Annotated in this window: 14 protein-coding genes and 1 tRNA gene; 1 reads left to right on the top strand and 14 read right to left on the bottom strand. The window is 40.3% G+C overall.

Features of this window, described 5'->3' with window-relative positions:
• Positions 1 to 5: 5 nt before the first annotated feature.
• The 13 genes from O3602_RS08185 to O3602_RS08125 form a co-directional block, all read right to left on the bottom strand.
• Positions 6 to 776 carry an acetyl-CoA carboxylase carboxyl transferase subunit alpha gene (locus O3602_RS08185; RefSeq protein ID WP_023920222.1) on the bottom strand — a complete coding sequence of 257 codons (771 nt, stop codon included), beginning with the start codon at positions 774 to 776 and terminating at the stop codon, positions 6 to 8.
• Positions 769 to 1635, bottom strand: coding sequence for an acetyl-CoA carboxylase, carboxyltransferase subunit beta (gene accD / locus O3602_RS08180; protein ID WP_003003810.1), 867 nt, complete (start codon positions 1633 to 1635; stop codon positions 769 to 771). Before accD ends, O3602_RS08185 begins: the two co-directional genes overlap by 8 nt.
• Positions 1636 to 1738: 103 nt before the next feature.
• Entirely contained in the window at positions 1739 to 3103 is a 1365-nt protein-coding gene (locus tag O3602_RS08175; RefSeq protein ID WP_003003860.1) for an acetyl-CoA carboxylase biotin carboxylase subunit, read from the bottom strand.
• A gap of 13 nt (positions 3104 to 3116) precedes the next feature.
• Positions 3117 to 3542, bottom strand: coding sequence for a 3-hydroxyacyl-ACP dehydratase FabZ (fabZ, locus tag O3602_RS08170; RefSeq protein WP_003004019.1), 426 nt, complete (start codon positions 3540 to 3542; stop codon positions 3117 to 3119).
• Entirely contained in the window at positions 3539 to 4027 is a 489-nt protein-coding gene (gene accB / locus O3602_RS08165) for an acetyl-CoA carboxylase biotin carboxyl carrier protein (RefSeq protein WP_371611487.1), read from the bottom strand. The genes fabZ and accB overlap by 4 nt, the downstream gene beginning before the upstream one ends.
• Positions 4028 to 4030: 3 nt before the next feature.
• Positions 4031 to 5263: a beta-ketoacyl-ACP synthase II gene (gene fabF / locus O3602_RS08160; RefSeq protein ID WP_155127740.1), complete on the bottom strand. Its 1233-nt coding sequence runs from the start codon at positions 5261 to 5263 to the stop codon at positions 4031 to 4033.
• Positions 5264 to 5324: 61 nt separating this feature from the next.
• A complete protein-coding gene (gene fabG / locus O3602_RS08155; RefSeq protein ID WP_003003829.1) occupies positions 5325 to 6059 on the bottom strand; it encodes a 3-oxoacyl-[acyl-carrier-protein] reductase in 735 nt (244 codons plus the stop codon).
• A gap of 12 nt (positions 6060 to 6071) precedes the next feature.
• Entirely contained in the window at positions 6072 to 6992 is a 921-nt protein-coding gene (fabD, locus tag O3602_RS08150) for an ACP S-malonyltransferase (protein WP_371611486.1), read from the bottom strand.
• A gap of 22 nt (positions 6993 to 7014) precedes the next feature.
• Positions 7015 to 7980: an enoyl-[acyl-carrier-protein] reductase FabK gene (gene fabK, locus O3602_RS08145; RefSeq protein WP_049522748.1), complete on the bottom strand. Its 966-nt coding sequence runs from the start codon at positions 7978 to 7980 to the stop codon at positions 7015 to 7017.
• 114 nt (positions 7981 to 8094) lie between these two features.
• Positions 8095 to 8319, bottom strand: coding sequence for an acyl carrier protein (locus O3602_RS08140; RefSeq protein WP_003003892.1), 225 nt, complete (start codon positions 8317 to 8319; stop codon positions 8095 to 8097).
• Positions 8320 to 8377: 58 nt separating this feature from the next.
• A complete protein-coding gene (locus O3602_RS08135; protein WP_371611485.1) occupies positions 8378 to 9352 on the bottom strand; it encodes a beta-ketoacyl-ACP synthase III in 975 nt (324 codons plus the stop codon).
• Complete coding sequence (locus tag O3602_RS08130) at positions 9352 to 9786, bottom strand: MarR family winged helix-turn-helix transcriptional regulator (protein ID WP_003003993.1); 435 nt, start codon at positions 9784 to 9786, stop codon at positions 9352 to 9354. Before O3602_RS08130 ends, O3602_RS08135 begins: the two co-directional genes overlap by 1 nt.
• 96 nt (positions 9787 to 9882) lie before the next feature.
• On the bottom strand, positions 9883 to 10674 hold the full coding sequence (locus O3602_RS08125; RefSeq protein WP_371611484.1) for an enoyl-CoA hydratase: 792 nt from the start codon (positions 10672 to 10674) through the stop codon (positions 9883 to 9885).
• 240 nt (positions 10675 to 10914) lie between these two features.
• Between O3602_RS08125 and O3602_RS08120 the strand changes: the two genes are divergently transcribed.
• Positions 10915 to 12270 (top strand): aspartate kinase, encoded by a 1356-nt coding sequence (locus tag O3602_RS08120; protein ID WP_371611483.1) that lies wholly within the window; start codon positions 10915 to 10917, stop codon positions 12268 to 12270.
• 94 nt (positions 12271 to 12364) lie between these two features.
• Here O3602_RS08120 and O3602_RS08115 read toward each other — a convergent pair.
• Positions 12365 to 12438 (bottom strand) — tRNA-Asn (locus O3602_RS08115).
• Positions 12439 to 12442 lie beyond the last annotated feature (4 nt).

Here is a 12442-nt window from a genome sequence, read left to right as displayed (position 1 = left end):
GTTTTTTAATATTTACGAAAACGTTGGTAGCGTTGCTCCAGAAGATCTTCGAGAGGTAAGGCTTGTAAAACCTTTAACTCTTCCTGTAATTCCTTCTTCACTTGAGCCAATAGTTCTCCATTTGAAAATCCATGCTCGGGAATTACCTTATCGACAATTTCCATATTTAACAATTCGTGAGAAGTAATCTTCATCAACTCTGCTGCTTCCATGGCACGGCTTCCATCTTTCCAAAGAATAGAGGCAAAACCTTCTGGACTCAAGACTGCATAGATGGAGTTCTCAAGCATCCAGACCTTATCTGCCACAGCAAGAGCTAAGGCACCACCAGAACCACCTTCTCCGATGATAATCGCGATAATCGGAACTTTTAAATCACTCATTTCCATGAGGTTACGGGCAATGGCTTCACCTTGTCCTCGTTCTTCAGCACCAACACCAGGATAAGCACCCGCTGTATTGATAAAGGTCACAACTGGACGGCCAAATTTCTCTGCTTGCTTCATGAGGCGCAAAGCTTTTCGATAGCCTTCTGGATGGGGTTGCCCAAAATTACGTTTTAGATTATCTTGAAGATTTTTTCCTTTTTGGATTCCAACGACTGTAACCGTTTGATCGCCTAAGCGTCCAATCCCACCAATTACCGCACCATCATCACGGAAGTTTCGATCTCCATGCAATTCGATAAAATCATCAAAAATTCCTTGAGCAAAATCAAGCGCAGTCAATCTTCCTTGGTCACGTGCCTCTTTAATAATCTGTGTTATTTTACTCATGTTTACCTCCATGAAGGGCCAATAATTGTCCAACTGTTGCTCGGATTTGGCTTCTCTCCACGATCAAGTCTACAAATCCATGTTCTTGTAGAAATTCTGCTTTTTGGAAATCATCTGGCAATTTTTCACGCACAGTTGATTCGATCACGCGTCGACCAGCAAACCCGACCAAGGCTTGACTCTCTGCCATGATAATATCACCTTCCATAGCAAATGAAGCCGTTACCCCACCAGTTGTTGGATCTGTCAATACTGTCAAATAGAATAATTTTTCTTTGGAATGACGTTGAACAGCCGCAGAAATCTTTGCCATTTGCATCAAACTCACGATTCCTTCTTGCATCCGAGCGCCACCGGAAGCGGTAAAGAGAACAACTGGCAATTTTTCTTTTGTCGCAAATTCAAATAAACGAGTAATTTTTTCACCTACTACAGAACCCATTGAAGCCATGATAAAGTTAGAATCCATGATCCCAAGAGCAACTTTTTGCCCTTTAATCAAGGCAGTTCCAGTCAGGACAGCTTCATCCAGTCCTGTCATTTCCCGCACTGCTGCTAGTTTCTTCTTATAATTTGGGAAGTTCAAAGGATCTGTCGTTTCGATTCCTGTAAACATTTCTTCAAAGCTGGCTGGATCCACTGTCAGCGCCAAGCGTTCTTTAGCAGAAATACGGAAGGTATAGCCACAATTCGGGCATACACGTTCACTACCTAAATCCTTTTGGTAAATGGTATGTTTACAACCTGGGCATTGTGAAAATAGTTCATCAGGAACTTCAGGTTTTGGCTGAGGCTCCTTCCAGGCTGACCTATTCGGATTGATCCGAATATATTTATCTTTTTTAGAAAATAATGCCATTACTTACTCCTTATAATATGCTACAGTATCTGAAGCATTACTTTAAAAGCCTGAAACTGTGAAGATGATGTTCATACTTCCCTCACAAGTCCAGGCTTTTTCATCATTCCTTATTATAATTTGGAAGGAATTGTTCCATCAAAAATGCAGTGTCATAATCACCAGCGATCACATGTGAATCTGAAATCAAATCCAACTGGAAACTGCTATTGGTTGTGACACCATCGATTTCCAACTCATAAAGAGCACGCTGCATTTTCATCAGTGCATCAAAGCGATTTTCACCATGGACAATGATCTTGGCAATCATACTATCATAGTATGGTGGAATCGTATAACCAGGATACACAGCAGAATCCACACGCAAGCCAACCCCACCACTTGGAAGATAGAGATTAGTAATCTTACCTGGGCTTGGTGCAAAGTTGAAGGAAGGATTTTCCGCATTGATCCGGCATTCAATCGCATGGCCTTTAATGACAATATCCTCTTGAGTAACGGATAATTCTTGGCCAGCTGCGATTTTAATCTGTTCCTTAACGATATCAACTCCTGTTACAAATTCTGTGACAGGATGCTCCACTTGCACACGGGTATTCATTTCCATAAAGTAGAACTCACCCTTGCCTTCATCATACAAGAATTCAATCGTTCCAGCATTCTCATACCCAACTGATTCAGCAGCCCGAACAGCAGCAGAACCAATTTGATTACGAAGAGTTTTTCCGATAGCAATTGAAGGGGATTCTTCTAGAACTTTTTGATTGTTCCGTTGAAGAGAGCAATCGCGTTCACCTAAGTGAATGACATGTCCATGCTGATCCGCTAAAATCTGTACTTCAATGTGGCGTGCCGGATAAATCACCCGCTCCATATACATGGCACCATTCCCAAAAGCAGCTTGAGCTTCTGAGGAAGCAGATTCAAAAGCAGCAACCAGATCTTCTGGTTTTTCAACCTTCCGAATTCCCTTACCACCGCCTCCTGCAGATGCTTTCAACATCACAGGGTAACCAATACGTTCTGCAATCTCGAGGGCTTCTTCAGCAGTATACACTTCACCATCTGATCCAGGAATAACAGGCACTCCTGCTTTGATCATCTGTTTACGAGCATTAATCTTATCCCCCATCAAATCCATGACTTTAGCAGAAGGACCAATAAATTTAATGCCCACTTCCTCACACATGGTCGCAAATTTTGAGTTTTCACTTAAAAATCCAAAACCAGGATGGATAGCTTCTGCTCCTGTTAAGACAGCTGCAGACAAGACAGCACTCATATTCAAATAAGATTCTGTTGATTTAGCAGGGCCAATACAGACTGCTTCATCCGCTAGTAAGGTATGCAAGGCTTCTTTATCAGCAGTAGAATACACCGCAACCGTCTCGATGCCAAGTTCACGAGCCGCACGAATAATGCGCACTGCAATCTCACCACGATTGGCGATTAAGATCTTACGAAACATAGATAGGCCTTTCTTAATTTCCAATTGCAAAAGTAAGCGTTCCTGAAGCTGCAAGCTTACCGTCTACCTCTGCTTTCGCTTCAACAACAGCAATGGTTCCACGACGTTTGACAAAAGTAGCTGTCATCACCAGTTGATCTCCTGGAACGACTTGTTTTTTAAACTTCACCTTGTCCATCCCTGCATAAAAGACTAATTTCCCTTTATTTTCAGGTTTTGACAACTCTAGTACACCTGCTGTTTGTGCCAAAGCTTCCATGATGAGAACACCTGGCATAACAGGATATTGTGGAAAATGTCCATTAAAAAATGGTTCATTAATTGTCACATTTTTAATGGCAACAATCGTATCTTCGCTTGTTTCTAAAACGCGATCCACCAAAAGCATTGGGTAACGATGCGGCAAAGCCTCACGAATAGCATTAATATCAATTGTCATTTGATTCGAACCAATCCTTTTCCAAATTCAACCATTTCTTCATTCGTTACCAAAATTTCAGTGACTACCCCATCTTTTGGTGCTGGGACTTCATTCATCACTTTCATGGCTTCGATAATCAAGAGTATTTGACCCTTAGTGACCTTATCTCCTACAGATACAAAGGCTGGTTTATCCGGAGCTGGCGACAAGTAAGCCACCCCAACCAATGGACTTTCAACCACATCACCTTCTGCAGCCTGAGCTGGAGCAGCAACTGGTTCAGCAGCTACAGCTGGAGTTGCTGGTGCTTCAACAACAGGGGCTACTACAGGAGTTTGAGGAGCTGCTACCACTTCAAGTGCAGGAGCAACCGGTGTAGCCGCAACTGAACTCGTTTGGTTTTTACTCAAATTCAATTCTTCGCCATTATTTTTATATGAGAATTCACGCAAAGTTGACGCATCAAATTGAGCCAACAAATCTTTGATTTCAGAAATATTCATGAATTAACCCTCCCAACGTTTAAAGGCCAGAACAGCATTATGTCCTCCAAAACCAAAGGTATTTGAGATAGCGTACTGAATATCCGCTTCTTGGCCTTCACCATAAACAACGTTTGCTTCGATATAGTCAGACAATTCTTTAGTACCAGCAGTTTTTGGTACAAAGCTGTGACGAATCGCTTCGATAGTAGCAATCGCTTCAACTGCACCAGCAGCACCAAGCAAGTGCCCTGTAAATGATTTCGTAGATGATACAGGAACTTCTTTACCAAGTACAGAAACAATGGCACCACTTTCACCTTTTTCATTGGCAGGTGTTGATGTCCCGTGAGCATTAACATAATCGACATCTTCAGGTTTGATACCAGCTTCATTAATAGCCAATTTAATTGCTTTAGCAGCACCTGAACCATCTGGTGTTGGTGTTGTCATATGGTAGGCATCACAGTTTGAACCGTAACCAACAATTTCAGCTAAAATATTAGCACCACGTTTTTGGGCATGTTCCAAGCTTTCGATGACAAGAACCCCTGCACCTTCACCCATCACAAAACCATTGCGGTCTTTATCAAATGGAATAGATGAACGTTCTGGATCTTCCGTTGTTGAAAGGGCCGTAAGGGCATTGAAACCACCGATACCAATCTTAGTAATCGAAGCTTCAGCACCACCAGCCAAAACAACATCATGCATACCAAATTTAATTTCACGGAAAGCTTCACCAATTGCATCATTGGCAGAAGCACAAGCTGTTGTCACGGATTTACATACCCCTTGAGCTCCAATCTTAAGTGCGATGTTTCCAGCACCCATGTTTGAAAGAGCTTTTGGAATAAACATTGGTTGAATTCTCTTCATCCCACGTTCATGCATCCGGATAATTTGGTCTTCCAATTCTTGCAAACCACCGATACCAGATGATACAATCACACCTATACGATCGCGGTCTTCTTCTTCCATATTCAAGCCGGAATTTTCAATAGCTTCCATCGCAGCATAGATTGCATACAAGGAGTATGTATCCATACGATTTCGATCTTTTTTCACGAAATATTTATCGAATGGGAAATCTTGAATTTCACCAGCATTAAAGACTGGAATTTCAGAAGCATCAAATTTTGTAATGGGCTTGATTCCAATTTTTCCTTCATGAAGGCTATTCCAAAACTCTTCTGGTGTATTACCTATTGGTGAGGTTACACCGTAACCTGTAACAACAACACGATTTGTAGACATATATATTCTCCTTTTGCCGGATGGATATTTAAGTAAGTGATTTTCGATCAGTGAGCATTCATTATTGCATAGTCATTCCGCCATCAATGGCAATTGTTTGACCAGTTAAATATTCTTGACCTGCCAAGAAAGCCGCAACTTCTGCCACTTCTTCAGCTTGACCAATTCGTTTCATTGGCACTTGAGCTAGCATGGCATCTCTCATTTTCTCTGGAATAGCGTCTGTCATATCTGATTCAATGAAACCAGGTGCAATGGCATTCACACGAACACCACGGGCCGCAACTTCACGGGCAACGGATTTGGTAAAACCAATCAATCCAGCTTTTGAAGCTGCATAGTTCGCTTGACCAATATTCCCCATTAGACCAACAACAGAGGACATGTTGATAATGGCACCTTGACGAGCCTTAGACATAGGTTTTAAGACAGCTTGTGTCATATTAAAGGCACCGGTCAAGTTGATTTTCAAGACCCGTTCAAAATCTTCTTCAGTCATTTTCAACATCAACTTGTCGTTTGTGATCCCAGCGTTATTGACCAAAACATCAACACTTCCAAGCTTTTCAATTGCTTCAGCTACCATACGTTGCGCATCTTCGCCATTAGAAATATCCCCAGAAATACCAACAACCGTCACACCATAGTCAGCAAACTGCGCAAGCAAGTCCTCAGAAATTTCAGAACGTCCATTTAGGACAACATTAGCCCCGAGACTCGCAAATTTATGAGCCACAGCCAATCCAATTCCGCGTGTTGAACCTGTTACAAAAACATTTTTATTTTTAAGTTCCATCTTTACCTCGTTTTAAGCATTCAGAAGTGCATCTAGACTAGCCTGATCTTCGACGTTATGAGTTGGAAGAGTTTTATCAATTTTCTTCAAGAATCCTGACAAGACTTTTCCAGGTCCGATCTCGATGACCTCATCTACACCAAATTCTTGAATCTTAGCAATTGAATCATAGAAACGAACCGGTTCTTTTACTTGACGGGCCAAAAGTGCTTTCACATCTTCTGACTTCATGATAGTAGCTTCTGTATTCCCAACTAAAGGAAGATCAAAATCATTAAATGCCACTGTTTCTAGTTCAGCCGCCAATTTTTGACTAGCAGATTCCAGTAAGGCTGTGTGGAATGGACCTGACACATTCAAAGGGATCAAGCGTTTGGCACCTGCTTCCTGCAATAGTTCCACAGCATAGTCCACAGCCGCAACCTCACCACCAATCACAATTTGTGCTGGCGTATTGTAGTTAGCTGCTGTTACTACACCCTTTTCGGATGCTTGTTGACAAATCTCCTCGATCAAACTTGGATCTGTATTCATAACAGCAACCATTTTCCCACTTCCAGCAGGAGCTGCTGTTTCCATGAATTCACCACGTTTCGCAACCAAAGCTACTGCATCTTCAAACGAAAGAGCTCCAGCCGCAACTAAGGCAGAATATTCCCCCAAAGAGAGGCCGGCAACAATATCAGGAGTGATACCATTTTCTGCTAAGAGACGATAAATGGCTACTGACGTTGTCAAAATAGCTGGTTGAGTATAGCGTGTCTGATTCAGTTTTTCTTCGTTAGAATCAATCAATTCACGCAAATCATAGCCTAGAATACGACTAGCCGTATCAAATGTCTCTTTAACAACGGGATAAGCCGCATACAAATCGCTCGCCATGCCCAATTTCTGAGCCCCTTGACCAGCAAATAAAAACGCACGTTTTGTCACTATCCTAATCCTTTCGACGTTTTTAGACGTTTACATCTGCCCAACGAGCAGCCTCTCTTTGAATCACCTTAGCTGCACCATAATAGATATCTTCTAGAATTTCAGCACAAGTTTCTTCCTTGCTGACAAGTCCAGCAATTTGACCTGCCATGACAGATCCATTGTCAACATCTCCATCAACAACGGCATTGCGAAGGGCACCTGCTCCTAATTCTTCAATTTCTTCTTGAGTCTTCTTCCCTGCCAAGAAATCTTTTTCAGCTTGGTTATAGGCAGAAGCCAATTTATTCTTGATCGCACGAACAGGGTGTCCAACAACTGATGCTGAAACTACCGTATCAATATCTTTCGCTTTCAAGATTTTATTCTTAAAGTTTTGGTGGGCATTAGATTCTTTAGCAACCACGAAACGAGTTCCCACCTGAACAGCTTCGGCACCTAACATAAAGACAGCTGCAGCACCGGCACCATCAGCGACACCTCCCGCACCAATTACTGGAATAGAAACAGCTTCAACCACTTGACGAACCAAGGTCATGGTCGTCAATTTACCAATGTGACCTCCAGCTTCCATCCCTTCTGCAATCACTGCATCGGCACCCAATTTTTCCATCCGTTTTGCAAGGGCAACAGACGGAACAACTGGAATGACAGTGATCCCTGCTTCATGGAAACGATCCATGTATTTCCCAGGATTTCCAGCACCAGTTGTAACAACTTTTACACCTTCTTCAATCACCAGGTCAACAATGTCATCCGCGAATGGGGACAAAAGCATGATATTTACACCAAAAGGTTTATCTGTAATAGACTTCACTTTATCAATGTTAGCCTTTACAACTTCTTTTGGAGCGTTCCCACCACCAATGATTCCAAGACCACCGGCGTTTGATACTGCTCCAGCCAAGTCACCATCAGCGACCCATGCCATCCCACCTTGGAAGATTGGATATTTAATATTCAATAGTTCAGTAATTCGTGTTTGCATGATACCTACCTCTTTTTTCGCTTAAGTAATAGTTTGAGTTTAAAAGATTGTTTCTTTGAGCCTCAAACTATTACCTAAACAAGAGAGAATATCTTTCGATACTCTCATCTATCATTATTTTGTTTTTTCTTCTACGTAAGCGACAAGGTCACCGACTGTAGACAATCCTTCTTCAGTTTCGATTTGGATGTCAAAAGCATCTTCAATTTCAGAGATAACTTGGAACAAATCCAATGAATCTGCTTCTAAATCTTCGAATGTAGATTCAAGAGTTACTTCTGATGGTTCTTTACCAAGTTCTTCAACGATAATTTCTTGTACTTTTTCAAATACTGCCATGATAGGCCTCCTTAAAAAATAATATATAAAATTTTAAAATGTGTTTCCACATGTTTAACTAGATTGTAACAAGAAGTGTGCCCCATGTCAAACCTCCACCGAATCCTGTCAGAAGAATTTTTTGACTTCCATCCATCTTGATTCGATGATTCTCGACACACTCCGATAATAGAATGGGGATACTAGCAGCACTAGTGTTCCCATATTCCATCATATTTGCTGGGATTTTCTCTCTAGAGACACCCAGTTTTTTTGACATCTTATCTAACATTCGGTCATTCGCCTGGTGTAACAGAAAATAGTCAATCTCTTCTGCTTCCATAGAGGCGTCTGCTATAATTTTTTGAATACTTTTCGTGACATCACGAATGGCAAAATCAAAAACTGCCCGTCCATCCATTGTGAGGTATCTTCGATCAGAAACTTCATCTGAATAAGGGGAAGACAAACCCAAATAGCAAGACTCAAGACTAGCACCTCGGCTACCATCTGTAAAAAGATTTTCAGCCAAAAACGAATTTTGCTCGCTCGTTTCAAGCAAGACACCACCAGCTCCATCTCCAAAAAGGACTGAAGTGGAACGGTCTGACCAGTCTAATACTTTTGAAAGCGTCTCACTCCCGATCACAATTCCTCTCCGGTACATACCTGAAGAAATGTATTTTTCAGCAGTGGCTAATGCAAATACAAATCCGCTACATGCTGCAGTCAGATCAAAGGCAAAAGCTCGAGAAGCTCCAATATTAGCTTGTACCCGGGCTGCAGTTGATGGCATTAAACTGTCTGGAGTAATCGTAGCAACAACGATGAAATCAAGTTCCTCAGCGTCTAAGTTTGCTTTTGCTAATAATCTTTGTGCGACAACTGTTGCTAGATCACTTGTCGTCTCATCTTTTGAAATGTGACGCCGAAGGATACCTGTCCGACTACTGATCCATTCATCACTTGTATCCATGATCTCAGCCAAATCATCATTTGATACGACTTGGTCAGGTGCATAATGAGCAACCTGACTAATTTTAGCAAAGACCATTATTTAATTTCCTCCAAGAAACGATACAGATTTTGCAATCCTTTTTGCATCACTTTTTTCTCTTCGGGACTCATATCTCCAATAATCTGGTTGACCATCCGTTTATGGAATTGCTGATGAAGACGATAAAGTAGACGACCGTTCTTCGTTAAACTCAAGTGTACAACCCGGCGATCAACTTCCGATCTTCTTCTTTCGATATACCCTTTGCGCTCAAGATTATTCAAACTTGTCGTGACAGTCCCCAAAGTCACCATCAACTCCCGTGAAATATCACTCGGGGTTGCATTCGGTGTCGAACCAATCACATCGATCGTATGCATTTCTTTAATAGAAACATCTTTGAATCGACTTGCTCTTAGGCTCGACTCCTCAATAACCAAAACATTATTAAAGATGGATGTTAAATAGTCGTTAACTAATTGGTAATTCAAAACTCCACCTCCTAATTTTACTTTGATGGTCAAATTTTAGCAAAAATATAAATAATTTGCAAGTATTTTTTCACAAAACACAGAAAAAATACAAATTTATTTTCCTTTAAATTGTGGCCGACGTTTCTCAGAGTAGGCAATAACCCCCTCCTTGAAATCTTCTGTAAATGCTAGTTTCTTTTGCAAATCTAATTCAAGACCCGCATATTGGTCCCATTCATTCAAGAACGCTTCCCAAACCATTTCTTTCATGGCAGCATAAGAATTTGACGATCCTCTTCTTAATTTTTTAAGCAATTGCTCAACTGTTTTATCGAGTTTTTCAGATTCACAAACACGATAAGCTAGACCGTAATCAAATACTTTTTCTGCAGTCAGAGCTTCACCCGTCATTACTAAATGAGTAGCCCGAGACATGCCAATGGCTTTTCCTAATAAGAATAACCCACCCGCATCCGGTGCTAAACCAACCCCAACAAAGGCTTGGATAAATTTAGTACGATCACTAATAATACAAAAATCAACAGCTACTGCAATGTTGGCTGCTGCTCCTGCGACCGCTCCATCTGCTACCATAATAACCGGCTTTGGTAATTGCTTAATTTTTTTTGAAATCGTATTAACTAATTCGGCAATTAAAACAAGAGACTCGATGTCATCCGCATCGACTGCGCGTTTCATTTCGCTCAAATCCCCACCAACTGAAAAGATTTTCCCTTCTGCTGATAGAATAATGAATTTTACTTCCTCATTTTTTTCTGCATCTTCCAAGGCAGCTAAAATTTCCTGACACATTGGAATGTTAAAACCATTGGATACTTCAGGACGATTTAAAGAGATTGTCGCGAGGTCGTTTTCGACAGAATACAAAATTGTTTCAAACATCACAGACTCCTTTTGTTTAATTATAAAATATTTTGATATTAAAACTTTTGAATTATAACATATCATACCACAAAAAAGTAAAATAGTAAAATATATCTATAAGATGTAACAAAATTGTAAAATTTGAATAATTACAATTTCTCTCTTTTTCAAAATCAATTATTTTATGCCCTATCTGTAAATACATTGTATCAATAACTGAACTTTGGTATAATGTATTAATGAAACTATTAAGGAGAAAATATGAAAGTAACTAAATTCGGTGGAAGTTCTCTAGCATCAGCTTCTCAATTAAAAAAAGTACTTAATATCATTAAAGATGATCCAGAAAGAAGATTTGTAGTTGTATCAGCTCCAGGCAAACGCAACGCAGAAGATACAAAAGTAACAGATGCTCTGATCCGGTATTATAAAGAATTTACTTCAGATAAGGATGTCACACAAACACAACAGTGGATTATTGAACGTTATCGTGCCATTACAGAAGAATTGGGTCTCAAAGATTCTATTATTCAGGAAATTGCTGAAGAAATCTATGATTTAACAAATTTACCTAAAAAAGGCAATCCATTTACATACGATGCATTCCTAGCAGCAGGCGAAAATAACAATGCTAAACTCATTGCTGCTTATTTCAACCAAAATGGATTAGAAGCAAGATATATCCATCCAAAAGAAGCAGGAATTACAGTCACTGCAGAACCTTCTAACGCTCGTATTTTACCATCTAGTTACGATAAAATTGAAGAACTAAAAGATTCAAGTGAAGTGATTGTCATTCCAGGATTCTTTGGTGTAACTCAAGACGGCGACATTTGTACATTTTCTCGTGGAGGATCTGACATTACAGGATCGATCATTGCAGCAGGTGTAAAAGCAGACTTATACGAAAACTTTACAGATGTAAATGGTATTTTTGCAGCACATCCAGGTATCATTAAACACCCACATTCTATTCCAGAATTAACCTACAAAGAAATGCGTGAATTAGCTTATGCTGGTTTTTCAGTCTTGCATGATGAAGCACTCGTTCCAGCATACAGGGGTAAAATTCCATTAGTCATTAAAAATACAAATAATCCAGAACACCCTGGAACCCGCATTGTTTTGGAACATTCAAATGATCATGTGACTGTTGTAGGGATTGCAGGTGATTCAGGATTCGTTAGTATTAACACCACAAAATACCTTATGAACCGCGAAGTCGGTTTTGGTCGAAAAGTCCTTCAGATTTTAGAAGATCTCAATATCAGTTGGGAACATATGCCAACAGGAATCGATGACTTGTCCATCATTTTGCGTTCACGTGAACTGACCCCAATCAAAGAACAAGAAATTTTGAAACAATTAACGCAAAAGCTAGAAGTTGATACAGCCGAAATTGAACATGATCTTTCCATCATTATGATTGTTGGTGAAAAAATGAAAAGTCAAGTAGGGGTCACCGCCACTGCAGCCAAAGCACTATCAGAAAATGAAGTAAATATTCAAATGATCTCCCAAGGTTCTAGTGAAGTTTCCATTATGTTCGTTGTAAGTAAAGATCAAGAAGAGAAAGCCATTAAAGCCTTATATCAAGCATTTTTTCCAAATAACTAAATAGAGAAAAGCTCCGTTAACTAAACGGAGCTTTAATTAATATTAAAATGAAAAGTAAAAAAAGAGATCAAGTATTTGATCTCTTTTTTCTATACTCCGCCAGTAGGACTCGAACCTACGACATCATGATTAACAGTCATGCGCTACTACCAACTGAGCTATGGCGGAATCA

The sequence above is a fragment of the Streptococcus sp. 27098_8_186 genome, assembly GCF_041432055.1.
GTDB lineage: Bacteria > Bacillota > Bacilli > Lactobacillales > Streptococcaceae > Streptococcus > Streptococcus dentalis.
This window is presented reverse-complemented; position numbering and strand designations above follow the sequence as displayed.